The sequence below is a fragment of the Paenibacillus sp. Aloe-11 genome (assembly GCF_000245715.1).
Taxonomy (GTDB): Bacteria; Bacillota; Bacilli; order Paenibacillales; family Paenibacillaceae; genus Paenibacillus; species Paenibacillus kribbensis.
On the sequence record NZ_JH601067.1, the window covers coordinates 165,098 to 184,183 of the forward strand.

15 protein-coding genes are annotated in these 19,086 nt (G+C 40.5%); 4 read left to right on the top strand and 11 right to left on the bottom strand.

Annotated elements, in window-relative coordinates:
• On the bottom strand, positions 1–364 hold a 364-nt coding region (locus WG8_RS29030; RefSeq protein ID WP_007432464.1), incomplete at its 3' end, for an amino acid permease.
• Between the two features lie 232 nt (positions 365–596).
• Here WG8_RS29030 and WG8_RS21915 point away from each other — a divergent pair.
• Entirely contained in the window at positions 597–1,526 is a 930-nt protein-coding gene (locus WG8_RS21915) for an L-lactate dehydrogenase (RefSeq protein WP_007432465.1), read from the top strand.
• A 121-nt stretch (positions 1,527–1,647) separates the two neighbouring features.
• Here the strand turns inward: WG8_RS21915 and WG8_RS21920 are convergent, their stop codons facing one another.
• From WG8_RS21920 to WG8_RS21935, 4 genes are all read right to left on the bottom strand, one after another.
• Positions 1,648–2,745, bottom strand: coding sequence for a DUF3900 domain-containing protein (locus tag WG8_RS21920; protein WP_007432466.1), 1,098 nt, complete (start codon positions 2,743–2,745; stop codon positions 1,648–1,650).
• Positions 2,746–3,157: 412 nt separating this feature from the next.
• Positions 3,158–3,454, bottom strand: a complete 297-nt coding sequence (locus WG8_RS21925) for a PTS sugar transporter subunit IIB (RefSeq protein WP_043891324.1) — start codon at positions 3,452–3,454, stop codon at positions 3,158–3,160.
• A gap of 1 nt (position 3,455) precedes the next feature.
• Positions 3,456–3,794 carry a PTS lactose/cellobiose transporter subunit IIA gene (locus WG8_RS21930; RefSeq protein ID WP_007432468.1) on the bottom strand — a complete coding sequence of 113 codons (339 nt, stop codon included), beginning with the start codon at positions 3,792–3,794 and terminating at the stop codon, positions 3,456–3,458.
• Between the two features lie 13 nt (positions 3,795–3,807).
• Positions 3,808–6,453 (bottom strand): alpha-L-rhamnosidase-related protein, encoded by a 2,646-nt coding sequence (locus tag WG8_RS21935; RefSeq protein ID WP_043891325.1) that lies wholly within the window; start codon positions 6,451–6,453, stop codon positions 3,808–3,810.
• Positions 6,454–6,700: 247 nt separating this feature from the next.
• Here WG8_RS21935 and WG8_RS21940 point away from each other — a divergent pair, with 247 nt between their 5' ends.
• Entirely contained in the window at positions 6,701–7,738 is a 1,038-nt protein-coding gene (locus WG8_RS21940) for an AraC family transcriptional regulator (RefSeq protein ID WP_043891326.1), read from the top strand.
• Positions 7,739–7,874: 136 nt separating this feature from the next.
• Here the strand turns inward: WG8_RS21940 and WG8_RS21945 are convergent, their stop codons facing one another.
• The gene (locus WG8_RS21945; protein WP_007432470.1) at positions 7,875–9,584 is read right to left on the bottom strand and encodes a PHB depolymerase family esterase; all 1,710 of its coding nucleotides are present in this window, start codon (positions 9,582–9,584) and stop codon (positions 7,875–7,877) included.
• A gap of 62 nt (positions 9,585–9,646) precedes the next feature.
• Positions 9,647–10,948: a PTS sugar transporter subunit IIC gene (locus WG8_RS21950; protein ID WP_043891327.1), complete on the bottom strand. Its 1,302-nt coding sequence runs from the start codon at positions 10,946–10,948 to the stop codon at positions 9,647–9,649.
• Positions 10,949–11,746: 798 nt separating this feature from the next.
• Between WG8_RS21950 and WG8_RS21955 the strand changes: the two genes are divergently transcribed.
• Entirely contained in the window at positions 11,747–13,669 is a 1,923-nt protein-coding gene (locus WG8_RS21955; RefSeq protein ID WP_007432471.1) for an endonuclease MutS2, read from the top strand.
• A 199-nt stretch (positions 13,670–13,868) separates the two neighbouring features.
• Here the strand turns inward: WG8_RS21955 and WG8_RS21960 are convergent, their stop codons facing one another.
• From WG8_RS21960 to WG8_RS21970, 3 genes are all read right to left on the bottom strand, one after another.
• Positions 13,869–14,774, bottom strand: a complete 906-nt coding sequence (locus tag WG8_RS21960; protein WP_007432472.1) for an ROK family protein — start codon at positions 14,772–14,774, stop codon at positions 13,869–13,871.
• Between the two features lie 455 nt (positions 14,775–15,229).
• The gene (locus WG8_RS21965) at positions 15,230–16,558 is read right to left on the bottom strand and encodes an MATE family efflux transporter (RefSeq protein WP_007432473.1); all 1,329 of its coding nucleotides are present in this window, start codon (positions 16,556–16,558) and stop codon (positions 15,230–15,232) included.
• 168 nt (positions 16,559–16,726) lie between these two features.
• Complete coding sequence (locus tag WG8_RS21970) at positions 16,727–17,683, bottom strand: tyrosine-type recombinase/integrase (RefSeq protein ID WP_007432474.1); 957 nt, start codon at positions 17,681–17,683, stop codon at positions 16,727–16,729.
• Between the two features lie 565 nt (positions 17,684–18,248).
• Here WG8_RS21970 and WG8_RS27510 point away from each other — a divergent pair.
• Positions 18,249–18,416: a hypothetical protein gene (locus tag WG8_RS27510; protein ID WP_007432475.1), complete on the top strand. Its 168-nt coding sequence runs from the start codon at positions 18,249–18,251 to the stop codon at positions 18,414–18,416.
• A gap of 78 nt (positions 18,417–18,494) precedes the next feature.
• Here WG8_RS27510 and WG8_RS29035 read toward each other — a convergent pair.
• Positions 18,495–19,086 (bottom strand): FecCD family ABC transporter permease (locus tag WG8_RS29035; protein ID WP_007432476.1); only part of this gene is annotated, 592 nt, incomplete at its 5' end.

Sequence of the window (19,086 nt, forward strand, 5' to 3'; positions counted from 1 at the left end):
CAGAGGCGGCCGCCACTCCATATTCCAGAATCAAGTCCCATCCCAGCACCCAGGCCAGAATCTCTCCAAATACAATATAACTATATGCATAAGCACTGCCCGCTGCGGGGACTGTAGATGAAAGCTCTGCATAGCACAAAGCAGCCAGCACACAGGCAATCCCTGCAATTACAAAAGAGAGCATCAATCCGGGACCTGCATTTTCTGCTGCTGCCTTGCCAGTGATAACAAAAATCCCGGTACCGATGATACAACCTACACCCAGCATAGTAAGGTCAAAGGCGCTCATCGTTCTCTTTAACTGTCCTGTAGATCCGCTTTCCTCATGTGGGAGTAGTCCAGTTTTTTTTCGAAATAAGTCCATATCCATAATCCTCTTTCCCTAATTCATACGTTAATATCGCTGCTGCAACGCTTTAGTGTATGTTCCTAGCATTCGATTAATTATTAGCGAGTCTCGCTTTGAAGTCAAGGAGAAATGTCATATTTTTTTGCAGTAGAGTACACATATACGTTAAACTAAGTTGGAAAGATAAATTTTAAATAATTATTCTAAAATGAAAAGGTAAACAACCCGAGAAGGAGATGAGGATTTTATGAGCTTAAAACCTTACAAACGAAGCAGAGTGGCCATTGTTGGCATGGGAGCAGTCGGCACAACGACCGGTTATACCCTGCTGCTACGCCAACGCATGTCAGAACTTGTCTTTATTGATGTCAACGTCAAAAAGGCGAAGGGGGAAATGCTCGATATGAATCATGGGCTTCCTTTTCTCGGCGGCGTCAAAGTATGGGCTGGTGATTATGAAGATTGCCGTGACGCGGACATCATTATTGTTACAGCAGGTGCTTCGCAAAAACCGGGAGAAACACGTATCGACCTGCTCAAGCGTAATGCCGAAATTTTTGAAAGCATCATTGATAATATCGTTAAGGTGAACACACACGGCATATTGCTGATTGCAACCAATCCGGTAGACATTCTCTCCTACATCTCCTGGAAACGCAGCGGTTGGCCTTCAAGCAGGGTTATCGGATCGGGTACGCTATTGGACAGCGCGCGCTTCCGTTATTTGATCGGTAAGCAAAAAGGCATAGATCCACGCAGTATCCATGCTCATATTATTGGTGAACATGGTGACTCCGAGCTGCCTGTATGGAGCACGGCCAACGTTGCAGGAACTCCACTGGAGCTGAACGAAGACACGAAAAATGAAATTTTCGAAAGCACCAAAAATGCAGCCTATGAAATTATAGATGCCAAAGGCGCAACTTCTTACGCCATCGGGCTGGCTCTGGACCGGATCGTAGCCGCTATTCTCGGAGACGAAGGGTCTGTACTTAATGTGTCCACCTTGCTGGAAGATTATAACGGAGTATCTGACGTATATTTGGGTGTCCCAAGTATCGTGGATCACAACGGGGTACGTGAAATTTTGGATCTTCCGCTCAATGATGAGGAACGGGCAAAACTGCTTCAATCGGCGGACAAGTTAAAAGATCAAATCAGTAAAGTGCATCTGTAGAACAGGCAAAAAAGCTAAACGAAAACAAAAACTGGCCTCCACAGCGGAAATATCCGCCCGAGAGGCCAGTTTTTTGATCAGTTATATAAGAGTTCAGCTTGTTTCACATACGATAGTCGAATTACCAAGGCGGAGTATCGCCATCCTCTGCTTCTTGCCGGCGTTTCTCTTTCAGCCGCTCAGCTACCGTTTCAAACGATTCCGGTTGAAGCAGCTCAATTGGTGAAAAACCCTTTTCAAAGGTAAATGCATCACCTTCAATGATAAGCGCATATCTGTCATGCAGCTTCGTAATATGCATCTTGGCCCCAAAGTCGGACAACAGCCCACGCACTGCCGTATCATCCAGCTTGAAGCGAACTTCAATTTCTGGTTTCAGCTCTACAATGTGCTGTGCAGCCTCTACGACCTGCAGAGGTTCCCATTTCCCTTGCAAATCACGCTTTTCACTGGCCGCCCAAAGCTCCAGTTCGCGCTCTTCCTGCTGTCTTTCCTCATTAGATGCATCTGGCCATTTGGTTTCTACATAGTTCTGAACAAAACCCATGACATGGTCATTGACGATTTCCGGCATGGATTGCTCATAGGTCACAAATTTCAGAAAATCCTCAAAATAACGGGCATGGGAAGATTGGTGAATCTTAAGCTCCCATTCATCGTTCATGCCCTCCTCCAGCATGTAAGGATACATAATGGATTTCATATTACGTGCTGAAATGGCCATTTCAACTTCACTGACCAGACTGCTTTCCGTTATCCGGGCAATTTTGGGTTCAAAGTCGCATTTGAGCACAAAAATAAACGGATCGTCCGAGTGTGTATTTAAGGTAGCCTGTACAATGATCAATGCTCCACCACGTACCGCGCTTGTATCCAGATACATTCGCACCAGATCGTCGCATGCGTTTTTGAACTCTTCCTTCTCCTCTGCCGCTCGCAGCCGTGCGAACATATTGAAATTCGGATTGCTGCTCAGATCATGCTCCGGTTCGACGATAAAACGACCAATTTTGGTCGGGGCCTGCTCAGTGCTTGGGTTTTTCTCGACCTTGCGTTTGCTGATACGGGCAAATTCCCCGTCCAGAAATTTTTTAACATCGCTTTCGTCATAATCATAGTCATCCATCGTAGCGTAATGCTTATAGGACTTGCCGCCTTGCCCTTCCTTTCCGTCTACCTGAATTACAAAAAAAGATAAAAAATCCACTTGAAAGTTCATTTACTTCCATACGCTCCTTTTCAGGCATGTACGCGTAATTATATCACTATGAATTTAAAAGGTACATCCGTTTCGAAGGCAAATGGTTAAGTTGCACATCTAGGTTTACATAATAAATGTTATGAAAATCAAAATGTAAATTTGATATAGCAATTTTTGTACATTTGCTCTTGCGGGACACTTAAACGCGAATCCTCCCTGGACACCGTATATACCGTGAGCGCCCGCTTGTTTTTAGTCGGAGCGATGCTATTGTTGCCATTGCTTCGTGACAGGCAGCCTGTACGAGCTGTGGTAGCCGATGATTCTGAATAACAGCACAAGAAAGAAACCGCCCCTGGAGTTATGATTTTCCATCCTCCCGGGGCGGTTTCTTAACGTTTGTATCATGAACATTTTACTATGGGAAAGCTCATATCATATCCAGCGCTGTTTTCAGCACGTTCGCTCCATTCATCATTCCATAATCCATCATATTAATTACGGTAACTGGAATCTCGTTGCCGACTTCTTTCTTCACATCATCTTCGGCGTGTCCCATTTGGGGACCCAGCATGACAATATCAACTGGCATATGCTCTCTTATACTACTCTCACTACAAGCTTCAATTACAACCTCCACATTCTGCGCACGAGCCGCCTCTTTCATTTTCTCTACCAGCATACTGGTAGAAAATCCTCCTGCACAAGCCAGTAATATCTTTTTCATCTTAGTTCACTCTTCCTTTCAATTGGTCTGCAAGTTCGATTCTCATTTTAATTTCCTCTACCATTTCAATAGCCAGCTCACGTACAGTCAAGGCATTCATGAGATGATCCTGTGCATGAATCAGCAGGAGGGAAACTTCGTTTTTTTCCCCCCGACTTTCAGCCTGAATCAAGCCTGTTTGAACTTTATGGGCTTTAGTAAGCTGCTCTTTGGCCTGCATCAGCACTTCTTCTGCACCCTGTATATTGTTTTCACGTGCAACTCGTATAGCTTTTAAGCTCAAGCTTCTCGCCTCTCCGCTGCTTGCAATTAATTGCATAATGGCTTGTTCGTAATCCATTTCTCGCCAACTCCTATGTCATATGGTCTAGTTCATAGACTATTTTTACAAGTCTGTTTTTATTATTTGTACCAGTCTCTTGAGCTACAATGTTATAAATTGAATTTTGTTTTATGGAATATTTCATTCCTAACGGTAAGCTTACATTCAACTCATATTTTCCTTCACATTGCTTTTTCCATTCAAGAGAAACCTTTCCAACTAATGTATCGATAGCTCCATGTGCAAATTCCAATTCATTAGGAAAGTAAGGTTGAATCATGACGTGTTCATCTTGCTCAGAGGTATTAATTCCAATAAGATTACGTATCATCCAGCTACTATACGATGCAAACATCGCATGATTAAATGATGCGTTTGCATGTAACGGATTCGAAATCTGTATCGGAAAATATTCACTGAGCACTTTGTTGCCTCTCGAAAGCATGGCTCGATAACTCGGCATTTCTTCTCGAGTTAACCACTGATACACATGCTGTTCTTCACCTAATTGTGACAAGATTTCAAATGCCCATGACATGCCAAAAATCCCGAATTTAAATATCCACGAGTCTTGTTCAAGTTTTTTCAGCAAATTCTCTTCAACAAGAGATTGAATTTCACGCTCAAGCAATCCTGCTTGAATGCCGAATATAAAACTGGATTGCGAGCCAGTGGCAAAGTAACCCTTGTGAGTATAAAATTCATCCATAATACGTGCTTTGACAGATTCTATTCTTTCCAGAAGCACATCGTACATTGAACCGGATTTCCCAAGTGATGCAAACAATTTTTGATATTGTCTTAGAATAATCAAATACATGCATGCAGAACAAAAGGTCTGGTCCGGCGTATAAATCTTTCCACTCTGTATCGATGTATCTACTGATCCCCAATCGCCAAGACAGCAGTGCTTGATATAGTCGTAATCAAAGCTCAATAGATAATTCAGATGTTTTACCAAATATTGTGTGTTATTTTCTACAAAGCCTGCATCCTTGTACTTATTACAGATCGCATGGCCTATAGAAGGAAAAACCAATTGCCAGCCAATCGAGCCTGAACCATTGGAAGGTCCATGAGTCATGATGCCGACATAAGGAGCAGTTTGTGTAATACCTCCTTGCATCGTCTGATCAGCAGCAAAATCTAAGAACACTTTTTTGAGCAGGTTTTCTGTGTCAAGAGTAAGCATCTGCGTATCCAGAAGTGCTACAATATCTCCGCCATATCCCAGTCGCTCTCTTGAGCAATCCTCGAAATAGGAATGAATGTTGTTCAACCTGGTGTCTATACTCGCATCCCACAAAGCATTCAGTTCTGTGCTGGATGAGAAAAAAGTTGATATTTTTTGCAAATCCGTATGAACACGATAAGAAGTGAATTTTTCCAAAATACAATTATTTTCTTCACCTGAAGTAACCTGATCTACAGGTTTAAACTCCACTTTAATATAACGAAATGAATGGTACGTATAGGTATTTTCAAAATACAACGGTTCCGGTCTGGTTTTTGTTATTTTGTCCTTTTGAATGACAGGGTCCTCTGGATGAATATGATTCCGCTTATCTGACATCCCATAAAGACCACTAATACTTGTCAAAAAGTTTAATTCGTGATTACTCCCCATATCCTCCGCATAATAAAGAGTAATCTCTCCTATAAATTCTTTATTGATATGAAAACCAACTTGACCAGAAATGATTTCTTCCAAATCCATAATGATATAAGATTCAGTTGTTTTAATCATTTTAGGACGAATTTCTTTTTTCCTTTTCACTTTGGGAATCAAACTCGGAGTCAGCTTTCCACTGGGGCCATGCACCTTGGTAGTCATTGCTAATTCATGAGATGTGGCATCCGTAAAGTGCTCTCCAATGTAAATATTATTCGACAAATATTGACCGAAGCCAGATACCCAAGTATTATCTGTATTGATCACTTTCGTGCTTCCATCAGGCATGTATAAGCTAATTTGAGCAAATAGGCATGGTTTTCCTATTGCCAGCTGTTTACGTATATTGTATCTATTAAGTAGTAGAATCGGGGCGGGATTATACCAACCATTTCCCAATTCAACTCTCACCTTGTTCTTGCCTGTGTGAACATAATTACTGATATCCATCGTGTCATAATATACAATTTTGTCGTAATTAGTAACATCATTCGTCAAATAAGTATCATGCACCCTTGCCCCATTGATAAATAACGAATAATAACCAAGGCCGCAAATATCAATAAAAGACTTTTTAAGATCACTTGTTACAACAAATTCTTTTTCTAAAACAATATTAGCCTTTTCTTGAAAGTACTCATATTCTTTTTCAATCGGATTGTCTAATCTGGTTATCCACTCCGCACCCTCCAAATTCAGATTTTCGGAATAAAAAGCACTTTCCAACTCATACTGCTCTTCATTCTGACCCGTTATTTTAATTTGCAGAACGAATTGTTTCCTGACACTTGATCTGAATGCTGACGGAATAGTAACAAAAGTTCTTTTGCTGAAACTAGACCTATTTTCCAGTTTAAAGACGATTTCATCTTCACACATCATTTTCAGACTATAGCTTTTCTGACAGCAATCAAAGCGGCTCCAATCCAATAAAATCTCTTTTTTCAAATCCACCGAAAAGGCAGTAGTCAAACCATTGATTTTAATACTACTAATAGTATTCAACGTATAACAGCTCTCTTTCCATTGGTTTTTCTGCTTATGTTCGGTGTTGCATACTAATACTAAATGCTATCATTTTTTTACTTGTCTATTTCATATTAAGCTTGAATAAATATATTTCATTGACGAAACCATCAAATAATATTACTATGTTAGCGCTAACAATTATTATTTTATCAAAAATATTGGTTTTTTTAATGACTTGTTTTGACTTGATGACTAACCTTTTTTTACATCGGAGGAATGCCTTATGAACAAAAAAGAGGTATATCATTTTTTAAAAAGGCTCACACCTCGAGAGCTATATTTCAAAGAATCAATGATTGATAAAATAGAAGACAACTCCAACCAGTTTGATATTTACAGAACCTTTAACGGAGAAAACGTTTATAGATATACTTTTGAAAAGCATCTTGGTAATTTCATGGAAAAAGACCCCCAAATTTCTAAAAATCTCGAAAACTCTCCCCTCTTAATATGCAAACACAATCGTTTCTCCTACACTCCTCTGCACTCACACGATTTTATTGAATTGAATTATGTATACACAGGAAGTGTCCAAATAAACATAAATGGACAAAAAGTTACGCTCTGTAAGGGAGATTTATGTATACTCGATACCGATGTAATTCACCAAATTTTAAATACTACAGAGAATGATATTCTCGTCAATATACTTATGAAAAAAGAATATTTCACAACTAATATGCTAAGCAGATTGGCTTCTAACAGTATCATCTCCCAATTTATTGTAAATTCTATTTCCGAAGCTCAAAATTATGATCAGTATATTATTTTTAATACTCAAGAGAGTGAACAGCTTTTTGATGCAGTCAATGGCTTAATAGCCTGCTACTTTGACAAGTCCTTTTACTCAACCGACGTAATTAATGCTTACATGATCATTATATTTTCGGAGTTGTTAAAGTCTTACAAAAAAGAAAAGTCAATGGAATTAAGAAAAGCTAATCATCATTATATAGGAGATGTTTTACAGTTTATCGAGGAACATTATGGTGATTGCAGTCTTAGCGATGTCGCGGCTAAATTTTCCTTCAATACAAGTTATTTAAGCAGATATATTAAGAGCAGCACCGGAAAATCCTTTGTTGCAATTGTTCAAGAAATACGCCTAAACCATGCCTGCGCATTGCTTAAGAACTCAAACTATTCGATTGAGTATATAAGTCAGCAAGTAGGCTATAATAACGTCACCTTTTTTTACCAGAAGTTTAAGGAAACATACCAATTGACCCCCAATGAGTTTCGCAAACTGAACACGACATAACACTTGTAATCATACAACGATAAAAAAGGCCCGCCTTACAAGATTGCAGTGATCGCTTGTGTCTAACCAAGCTGCTTCATCACATATACACAATCCTCAAGAAAGACGGGCCCTACCGGTTAATATCCTTACTCGCTTAATGCTTGTTTACAATTAATTCTCCGGAAGCAATATCCCTTTGATAATTTTTCAAAAAATTCCACATTAATTCTGCTTCCGGTTTGTAATTCCAATGAGCCAAATCCTTAATTGCAGTCAATTGCATAACAACTACACCTTGATCATTGGATAATGTGCCACTATACATATCCTTGTCGCCCAGCTTTGACCATTTCTGATTATCCAATAGGACTCCATAATATTCGTTTGCCTTCATATCATACGTTTTAGATACTTCTAACTTATTTATACGTTGATAAGCCTGAATGACTTCAAACATACTCACATTCGGGTCCTCTTCGAATTTACCTGGTTTACCATACTTACTGGAGCCGTCCACTGGAATCATTTGCAGGTAATCATGATCTCCGCACATATACATAAAAGGAACTGCTCCACTTTTATAGCTTTTTGAGATTTCAGTAATTTCCTTCTTATCCACACCAGGAGCAGAAACGGCCGCAGCAGCTGCAAAAATATTAGAATACTTCACTCCGTAAAGAGAAGTCTTAGAGCCACCAGCCGACAAACCTGTAACATAGGTTCTTGATGGATCAATTTGCGGGTACTTCTTTTGAAGATCCTTGACCAAGCTTGCTACTCCAGCGTCTCCCAGACCATCATTATGATTAAAGTTCTTACTCTTATCCTCCCATTCGGGGGAAACAACGATAAGCTTTTCTTTGGAAGCCAATTCTGTCCATCCACTAGTATCGCCTTGTATTCGCGGGTCATTGCCTGTTCCATGTAAGGTAACGATCAGAGGAACCGTTTTTTCTGGAAATGTTTTAATATTTGAAGGAACATATTCATACCACATATACTTGCCAGTCCCATTAACCGGTTGATCAATCATTTGATTATACGTAAGGTCCAAATCATCAAATAATGGAATGCCTGTCAAAGTATATTCGCTCGTATAATCCTTAGGGTTTGAATTATAAAATTCTGTTACTTCATTATGCATGCGATAATTTTTTGAAAAAACCTGTTTCCATGCGTTTTGAAAAGCTTCTGACAAACTTTCATTTTGAGTACTGGCTATAACTTGTTTATATTCATTTTCTTTATTCACATAGGATTTTATCGTTTTATTAGGTGATGATTTTTCAATTGCGCTGTTTCCTTTAACATAGTACGAAAGCACCTTTTCAGAAGGATTGCTCAGGTAGGCAGGAATGGCCACACCTAAGCTCTTATTTTCGTCAATTGAACCCCCATATAACATAATGCCAGCTATACAATAACCTTTGTCTGACAAATAATTATTCACAAATGTTGCACCTTCTCCAATTCCAATTACTTTGACATTTCGTACAATTTCATTAGATACCAAATCTATAAACGCTTCAGCATCTTTTTCATCATAGCCTGACTGATTAAGCGGATTAATGAAACGAATGGTAGATCCCCATTCATTTATATTATTCACGATACCCAAATTACTTATTAATTGCTTTGCTTCATCTAAGGTGAGATTACCGGCATAAACATTGTAGCTGGGCGAAAGAATATCCGAGCGCGAGCTTTCAAATCCATTTTGACTTGCATCATATTTATAATAATGAGGTGCTGATCCTGATGAATTTACTTCTCTCAAGGGAATGGATATTGTTTGAGCACTTGCTTTTTCATTTGCAAATGAGACAAACAAGAAAAGAGCTAAAAGCACTCCCAATAATTTCATCGCTAATCACCTTTCTATTCAAAAAATTATTTGTATGGACCTAAGTGGCCATTCACTTTAGTTCAATTTGATGAATTCAATTGCTCTTCTTCAAACACTTTTTTATCTGCCATTTTCACAAAAGGTAGCCAAATTAATGTTGTCATAGCCAACAAAACTAATTGCAGAATTGCTCCTCGAATACTACCGGTAACTAAGTAACCGCTAATAATTATGGGAGTTGTCCAAGGAATTTGTGCCAGACCGGTAGGTAAAGGAACTAATCCCGCTGAAAAAGCAAAATATGCGACAACCGTAGAAATTGCATTTGAGAAAATGAAAGGGAAAATATAACTAAAGTTAAGCACTAATGGAATTCCAAACAGAACCGGCTCACCCACATTAAACAAATATGGAGCCCCTCCAATTTTCCCCACTTGTTTATATTGTTTGCTTTTTGCCACTAACAAAATTGCAATTACTGCACCTATGACACCAATGCCAGCGAAATGGTTTCTAAAACTCATGCTTATAATATTGATGGGCAACTCTCCAGCAATCGAAGCCACCTTGTTTTGATCTTCAAGTACCTGATGAATAGGGTCCATAACAGCTTGGATGATAGATGTTCCATGCAATCCAAAAAACCATAAAAACTGCTCAAAAATTTTAACAATAACTAGCCCAATTAAAGAGCCTCCTAAATAAGTTAGAGGTTTTCCCAATATATTGTTTACTAGATCAAGAGCGTTAGTATTGAATAACAATTCAATACTTAACCTAATGCACAAAAAGAATGCAATAACAATAAAAGAAGGAATTGCTGATTCAAATGGTCCTGCTACTGCTGGCGGTACAGAGGGTGGCATTTTAATTTTGAAGCCCTTATCAGCAACTTTTTTATAAATAAGAGTACTGAATATACCAATGAGAATTGACAAAAACATGGATTTCGCACTTATTCTCGAAATGTCCAAATACATGACTCCATCTATTGTATTAAGTGGTGTAACTAATAAAAAGGATACAACTGCCGTAATTACGCATTGCAGCACATTTGTTTTTAATTTATCTGCAATCGATTTTGACATTGAAATTACAACAATTAACCCACCTACTGCTAATGTTGCGTTATTTACATACAATAATTTTTCTTGCCATACACTTGCATCTGAAGTTCCCAGCATTTTTGTTATAAAATCGGTTACTTGAGTAACTGGAAAATAAGCGATTATTAAAAATATTGAAGCGATAAATGTAAATGGCATATAAGCTAGCATAGCATCTCTAATTGCAGAAACATAAATATTCCCATTAACTTTTTTGGCAAATGGTCCAACAACTTTCTGCAATTTATCAGTTAATGATTCCTTGGTTTTATTCATGATGCCTCCCCCTATATATCCTTTTTTTCTCCCGCAAATAAAACTTGATAGCGCTACCAATTCGATTGTAATAGCTATTTCACTTTATTTTAATGACTCCTTTTTACTCTTTTACTAACTATATTTTACCTCGCATACTATGGAGAACAGGGAACACTAGGAAGCTATCTTCTTCCACAAGGAGAACGATCAGGCACCCGTTTTACGCTCATAAGTTAACATAATATTTATTACGTAAATTATATTTCTTAGTTCTCTTGATCATCATTGTATCGAATTGAAGAATTGGCCTTGACTTTTGTGATTTCCTAATCGTATAGTATGGGTATATCTTCAATTAAGGGAGAGATTTTGATGTCGGTGAACGTTCTTAACTAAGCAATTGCATATTCAGGGAAGACCATCAGGCGCTTGTACCCTTCGGGGGCAGGTTTGTTTGTTGCTGTGTTTTTCCCCTGATATTAGTTAAGAACATGCGGATATCATAAATCGCCTCAGGGATTATTTTCATCTAGGCCTATTCCGTGCTGTGTTCAGCGCGGTTTTTTTGTTTTCAGATTTTGTATCCTTCTTTTAAACGTCTTTCGTTCACGAGCCGAATGGCTTGCAAATGTGCTGATACGTGAATGAATTGAAGTCGTAGAGATTGGGCTGCAAAAGCTGAAGGATAGGCTTATTTGTCGATAATTCCCTCTTTCCTTAAGGGCGGAGAATGAACGATTTGTTCATTCTCCGCCCTTTTTCTTTTGCAGCAAGGTTCCAAAAATCCCTGACAAACCACCAAAGGAGAGATTTCTCATGAATGAAACCACAATGCAACGTTTGGAATACGACCGAATCAAAACAAGAGTCTCCGAATGTGCCTTTTCTTACCTTGGTAAGCATCATGCCGCTTCCATGCTTCCCATTACAGACATTCGTACAATTAGGACTCGTCTTAATGAAACAAACGAAGCCTTGCAGTTGATACGCCACGGAGCAAGCGTCCCTATCCCCTCACTGGAAGGGATGGAACACATTCTTCACTTGTTGGGAACCGGGTATTTGTTCAGCGAGCGCGATTTTTCTCACATGGCTCAGTTTATAAGAAGTTGCAGCCAACTCATAAAATACATGAATTCGAAGGCAGATGCCGCTCCAACTGTCAGTGCCTACGCTTCCTCCATGTATGGTATGGAGCCATTTTTGTCCGAAATTGAGAAATGTATTTATGCAGGACGAGTGACAGATACCGCCAGTAAAGAGCTGGCTAAAATTCGCAAAAAAATAACGGTCACTGAAGAACGTATTAAGAGGAAACTTGATGCTCTCACCAGCCGCCATCGATCCATCATGCAGGAGAATATGATAAGCCAGCGCGGCGGCCGCTATGTGCTTCCCATCAAAAAAGAATTTCGTAAACAAGTAAAAGGCAACGTCCTCGATGAATCAGGAAGCGGTCAAACAGTTTACGTTGAACCTGCTGAAATTGTCAGCCTGCAATTTGATCAGAGTGCAAACATGGCGGAAGAATCAAAAGAAGAAATGAAAGTGCTGGGAGAACTTACAGCCCTCGCCGAATCATACACCCGGGAGCTCAGTATCAACACAGAGACGGTAGGTGTGCTGGATTTTTTATTAGCCAAGGCTAAATATGCCATAACTCTGGATGCTGTGCCCGTCGAGCTTAACCAAGACGGGATTATAGACATCCGTGGTGCACGTCACCCGTTAATGGTGAATACCATGGTTCCGCTTGATTTTTCAATCGGTCAAGGGTATTCTTCGCTCATTATTACCGGACCCAATACTGGTGGAAAAACGATGGCCCTCAAAAGCGTCGGTCTGTTAACTCTAATGGTGCAATCCGGATTGCTTGTACCCGTTTTGGAAGGCAGCCGAATGGCTGTATTCGAGAAAGTCGAGGTGGACATCGGGGATGGACAAAGCATTGAACATGCGTTGAGCACCTTTTCAGCGCATGTGCGCAACATGATCAGCATTTTGGAAACGGCGGGCAGCTCCACCTTGATTCTGATTGACGAAATGGCCTCCGGCACCGATCCAGGAGAAGGTGTTGGGCTGTCTATTGCCCTGCTGGAAGAGTTTCACCGCCGAAAGGCAACGGTAGTGGCCACGACACACTTTAGTGAAATCAAGCATTTTGCTGAAAATACACCGGGATTCCAAAATGCTCGTATGGAGTTTGATACCGAAACGCTGCAACCCTTGTACCGTCTTCGAATCGGCGAGGCCGGGGAAAGCTACGCATACGCAATTGCCTTGAAGCTGGGGATGTGGAATCGTATTATCGAGCGCTCTCAGGCCATTTCTGCAGGCAGAACGTCTCGGAATACACAGGAACCGTTTGTTATGCCCCCTGCTCTTGATGATGAGAAAGCGGTTATAGCCCCATCTGTCACAAAACAGAAGGAACCAAAACATCCTGCCCAAACCAAGCCATTTGCGCTTGGCGATAGTGTTTTTGTAGGCTACCTCAATCGGACTGGAATCGTATGTACAACAGAGGATGAACGAGGGAATGTGGGAATTTTGATCCAAGGCCAAAAGCTGGCCATTAACAAAAAGAGGCTCACGCTTCACATTGCTGCTACTGAATTGTATCCTGACGACTATGATCTGGACATTGTTTTCGAAACCAAGGAAAACCGCAAAAAACGGAAGCTTCTAGGCCGTAAACATGTCCCGGGTCTGATCATTGAAACGCCTCCAGAAGATTAAGTGCAAGTACAAACGTATAGTCTGACTAAACGGAAGCTGTCCTAGACGGGACGCATAAATGAAAATCTGCAAGCTGGATGCTGTAAAAAAGCAGTCCACTTGCAGATTCTACATTTTCCGCTTAATATTCATTATCTAAGATTATAAGAAAATTTCGGTTTACATAATAATTATTATGTCGCTTTGTACTTCCTTTATTTTACATCTCAAGATGATGTGATTTTTTGTAATTATAAACAGCACCAAGCAAATTGGCTTCATTGCCTAACTTGCTTTGTTCAATATTGGCATGAACAAAATCAATTAGAGAATGCTCATAAAGCTTCTCTAATTCCTGCTTAATCGTAATGACGAGCAGCGGATTTGCAGAGATACCGCCACCAATAACAAACTTTTCAGGGTCAAGGATGGATTGAAGATTGATGATTTGGGTGGCTATATTCTGGCAATATGCTTGAAAAACAGATTGAACCATTTGATCCCCCTCTTCGAGGAGGGAGAATACCTTTTCACCTGTAATAGAGCCTTCAGGAAGCTGCTTCATTTTTGCAACAGTTTTGGTTAAGGTTACACTGCTTCCCTGGAAACCAAGCATATATTCATGGTTGTTCGTGAATTCATTGTTCGTTCGAATGAAAGAAAACTCCCCTGCAGATAAATGATGTCCTTTCAGCAATTTCCCCTGAGAGATGATTCCGCCTCCCATCCCTGTTCCAATGACCAAGACAACACCATCAGAAATTCCCTCTAATGAGCCGCGCCATGCTTCCCCAAGTGCAGCACATTTTCCATCATTTTCAATTGATACGGGAAGGCCAAACGCCTTTTCAAAAACTTTAATCATATTGATGTCACGTATATAATCCAAGGAGCCACCATGCACCATATGACCACTTTCTGAATTTACGACCCCCGGTATACTTATGGCTATACCTTCACTTTCATCTATAAACTGATGGTGTATTTGTTTCAAAGCGACTATAAGGCTTTCCAGTGAATCCCTGGGCGTTACCACTTTCCCCTTTGTTAAAAAGCGATCCTCGAAATATAAACTAAACTTGATAAAGGAGCCTCCGATATCAAAAACGAGTATTTTATTTTTCATGTCCATTTCCTCCATAGAGTGATCTCGATGCCTGATTAACCGTTTTCAAAAATAATAATTACTTTTTTTGTGAAATTCAGCCACCAGGGCTCAGAAACCACAATGTCATTGTACTCTTCTTGGATATTAGCTTTTAAAATCCGCCTTCACTTGTACAAGCGATGATAATTAGATTATAGACAAAATGCTCAATCACTTCTATAGCTTGTAATTAACTCTTCTCCCCTTTAAATATCAAATCCCCCTTGACTAGGATATAACCCCCTCTTCTGCTAGATAAGGTAAACCTTCATACGCAACCTCATACAATTAACAAAAAATGGGTTGGATCACAAGAAAGTCCTCACTGTTTTTTGCAGTTATAACTTTACTTTACCTGATGAAACGCGTTACAAGTCAAGCACTGCTTCAATACTTCGCAAACCAGGTTATCATACAGGCCCACCTCTTGAGGATTAAATAACCAGGAAAGTCGTTGGTTTGGCTTTCTTCCGATATCTCATAAATAAAAAAGCTCTCAGTGCATTGTCAGCAGCGATACTTGCCCAAACCGCGGGAAGACCTAAGCCTAAATGCCAAGCAAATAAGTACACGCCAAGAGTTCGAACTCCCCAGATACCAATTGTCGTCACGATCATCGGATATTTGCTGTTTCCTCCTGCCTGGATGGCTGAAGTATCCACTAGAGCTGAAGCTAAAAACGGTTGTGACAATGTGTCAATAGCCAGCACAATAAACAATAAATGAATTACATTGCTATTATCGGTGAACATTAAGCCAATCCAAGGCGAAAAGATGCAAAGCAAAGCGGTAATAACCGTCATAGAAACAGCAGACTGGATATAACTCCATCGTCTGTAGGATTGTACAGCAGAATCATTTTTGCTCCCGATTGCTTGTCCAATTGTTACACTGGCTGCTATGGCAAAACCTGAACCAACGGTTGATGCGAATACCGTCAGTGTACCCGCAATGTTATGCGCGGCATATGTTTCAACACCCATTCTTACAATTAGGCCAAAATAAACGACTTGTCCAAGTCTCATGGATAATCGTTCAAAGGCAACGGGAATAGCGAACTTCATCATGTTTGCCAAGAATGATACCTGTATTCTTAGGTCTTGTTTTAATAACGAAATGGCTTCGACCTTTCTGGACTTCCACCACAGACGTAAAGACGCATACAACCGGGCAAGTACCATAGCCCACGCCGCGCCTGCCAAACCAAATCCGGGTATAAATCCAATTCCAAAAATCAGAATGTAGTCAAAAATAATGTGAATCACATTCATCTCTAGTCCAACTTTAAGAGGCGTTCTCGTATCTCCTGTAGCACGAAATGCTGCCGATTGAGCAGTAAATAATGCTATTAACGGGGAAATTCCTAGCACTATACAAAAATACGGTAAAGCAGTCACTTGCAATTCTCCATAAGCCCCCATGATATGCAAAAGGGGCACAGCAAAAATGACCGACCCCATGGAGATCAGTACCCCTATAATAAAAGCAACCACGAAACCATGCCAAATAGCCGAACGTCCTTGCTCCAAATTTTTAGCACCAATGGCTCGGGATACATAAACAGATATCGCAGTGGAAACTGCGGTAAATACGCCAAGGTACGTCAAACTATAAATATTTGTCACTCCAACGGCATTTATGGAAAGCAGCCCGAGCCTCGCAATAAAAAATGAGTCAACCACGCCGAGAAGGCTCTGGAGATATGCTTCGCCAATCGCCGGTAATGCTATAGAAAATACGCGTTTTGCTGGAGTAGGAAACATATATTCATCCCCTATAAAAGATACTTTAAATGAATAATTTATAGCAGATTCTTGCGATCCAAACGGTGATTAAAATCCAAATCAAAATGAATAATGCACCTGTCACTTACATAATATATATTATGTAATCTTGTTGTTTAACCTGCTTTATTCGTTCATGATATTTTCTCATGATTCTATCATCGGCACCTGAATATCCAGCTTATCCATCGCCTTTTCCTTCTCCCGATCCGTGACATGCGTATATACGGTGGTTGTCTGGATGGATGAGTGCCCCAGCAGCTCCTGCACCGTACGCAGATCGGCCCCCTTACGCAAAAGCATCGTTGCAAACGTATGCCGCAGCTTATGGCTGGAGTAAGCAACTCGAGCCTGCGCACCTTTATCTTGCTGGAATCGCTCGAACGTTTCTGTGGCGATCTGCTGGATAGAGCGCACTGCCAGTCGGCGGCCTTTTTGCGACACGAACATTGCATCCTCCTTCCCTCTCCACGGCGTTAATCTTTCCGCCACTGCACGGTCTAAAATATCACACACAGCCTCCGGCACTGGAAGAGTACGCCACTTGCGTCCTTTACCGAACACATCTAAAGTGCGTCGTTCTCGGCTGTAATCCGAGACATTCAAAGAGTGAACCTCCCCCACCCGCAATCCCATATATACCATGAGCAGAAAAATAGCCGTATTCCGATTAGCATATTTCCCTTCCACCGCGAGTAAAAATGGCCGGATTTCATTTTCATCCAGGTACACGGGCATACGATTTCTTACTGTCTTTGCTTTTTTAATTCCGGACGCCGGATTCGTGCTGCATAATTCAAACTCCTGCAGTGCTTTGAAAAAACTGCTCACCGCTGCATGCTTCCGGTTTCGGGTACTGTCTCCAGCTCCACCTTCCCGAGCTTTAGACAGATACGACATGACATGAATCTTTTTCACTTGATCAAGTGGTTTATCCCGCAATGTACATAAAAACTGCTTTACATCTCCTAAATAGTTTTTTTGCGTATGTACTGTATATCCCGCATCCTTCATCCAGACTAAAAAGGCTTCCAGCTCGTCAGCATATATTTCATCCGTTTCGTCTATTGTGACCGCCCCCGTATGCCGCTGCTCTTTTCTCATTCCAATGACCTCCTTTACCATTCTTATTCTGAAATATACTGTAAAACGTTCAATTTCGTCTGCTTTTTATCGACAATTCAATCGACATCTTACTCAAGAAGGCTATAGAAAGTCGTTTTAAACCTAAACTGCGTATAATTTATATTATACGCAGTTATTTTGGGTGCTTTTTAAGTATAAATAATGCCCCAAGCCTTGTCTAGCTTCTAATCCCAATTCATTTTCAAAAACAAAAAGAATCGCAACATATTCGTACTCCAGTACTTGCTGTAGAAAGCCAACCAAATTTTAAATGGATTCAGGCAGTGGATTGATATTCGAATAGGCTAATTACGTCTAATATCCTGTTATCACCAGCATTAGGCAGCATATCTAAGAACCCATGGGGTGAGTAGCCGTTGCCACGACAAGGGTGATGAGAAAAAGCATTTTGCTGTCTTGCTCCGTTTTCCCTGGATCATCCAGCACGATATACTTAAAGAAGTCGAAAGCCAAGCTGATTTACAGCCTATGCTCATTTCAAAAATATAGGTTTATTCATGACAAAGGGAGTGTTCATTTATTTATGAGTACCGAAATGCTGGAACGTCGAAGTGAAATTCTTAAACGTAACATCCATCAGTTGCTGGTTCAGGAAAACCAACACGGCGTGACACGTCAGGAAAATTACACATTGCACAAAATGATCAGAGAACTGCATCAAACCTCTCATGCTTTGAATACTTCCCGTTGAGATGCAAGACTGCTAAAACGCAAATGAAAAATAACCTTCATCCCACTTTCTTAGTGGTTTTGAAGGTTATTTTTTGTGTTATCCCTTGGAGCGGCTCAGCAAATACAGGAAGTATGGCGCACCAATAATGGCCACGATCAAACCTGTAGGAATTTCTTTCTGCAAAGGCAAGGATCGTGTAATCGTATCTGCTACGAGCACCAGTAGTGCTCCGACTAAAGCGCTGGTTACCAGCAGCATCTTATGCTTCGGTCCCACCAGCTTTCTCGCCAAATGCGGAGCGACCAAACCAACAAAACCGATACCACCACTAACTGATACACTGGAACTAGCAAGCCCCACTGCAGCAGCAAGAAGAAGAATACGCTCTCTTTCGATAGGAGTACCTAAGCCGGATGCTGTCTGATCTCCTAGGTTCAGTACATTCATTACATTGGCTTTATAATATGCGAAGGGAAGCAATACGATAAGCCAAGGCAACAGTGCCATGACGAATTTCCAGTTTGATCCCCATATGCTTCCAGCCAGCCAATTTGCCACAAACGTGTAGCTTTCAGGTGTCAGCTTTAGCGTCATAATGATCATGGCAGCACTGATACCTGCCGCTACACCAATACCGCTCAGCAGTAACCTTGTCGGGGAAATCCCTTCTCCCTTTTTATAAGAAAGT

What these genes read in the sequence shown, in the direction of transcription:
- WG8_RS21945 (WP_007432470.1), bottom strand. Translation starts at nt 9,584, where the DNA reads ATGAAATTATTGGGAGTGCTTTTAGCTCTTTTCTTGTTTGTCTCATTT.
- WG8_RS21915 (WP_007432465.1), top strand. Translation starts at nt 597, where the DNA reads ATGAGCTTAAAACCTTACAAACGAAGCAGAGTGGCCATTGTTGGCATG.
- WG8_RS21955 (WP_007432471.1), top strand. Translation starts at nt 11,747, where the DNA reads ATGAATGAAACCACAATGCAACGTTTGGAATACGACCGAATCAAAACA.
- WG8_RS21920 (WP_007432466.1), bottom strand. Translation starts at nt 2,745, where the DNA reads ATGAACTTTCAAGTGGATTTTTTATCTTTTTTTGTAATTCAGGTAGAC.
- WG8_RS21965 (WP_007432473.1), bottom strand. Translation starts at nt 16,558, where the DNA reads ATGTTTCCTACTCCAGCAAAACGCGTATTTTCTATAGCATTACCGGCG.
- WG8_RS21925 (WP_043891324.1), bottom strand. Translation starts at nt 3,454, where the DNA reads ATGAAAAAGATATTACTGGCTTGTGCAGGAGGATTTTCTACCAGTATG.
- WG8_RS21960 (WP_007432472.1), bottom strand. Translation starts at nt 14,774, where the DNA reads ATGAAAAATAAAATACTCGTTTTTGATATCGGAGGCTCCTTTATCAAG.
- WG8_RS21970 (WP_007432474.1), bottom strand. Translation starts at nt 17,683, where the DNA reads ATGAGAAAAGAGCAGCGGCATACGGGGGCGGTCACAATAGACGAAACG.
- WG8_RS21950 (WP_043891327.1), bottom strand. Translation starts at nt 10,948, where the DNA reads ATGAATAAAACCAAGGAATCATTAACTGATAAATTGCAGAAAGTTGTT.
- WG8_RS21940 (WP_043891326.1), top strand. Translation starts at nt 6,701, where the DNA reads ATGAACAAAAAAGAGGTATATCATTTTTTAAAAAGGCTCACACCTCGA.
- WG8_RS27510 (WP_007432475.1), top strand. Translation starts at nt 18,249, where the DNA reads ATGAGTACCGAAATGCTGGAACGTCGAAGTGAAATTCTTAAACGTAAC.
- WG8_RS21930 (WP_007432468.1), bottom strand. Translation starts at nt 3,794, where the DNA reads ATGGATTACGAACAAGCCATTATGCAATTAATTGCAAGCAGCGGAGAG.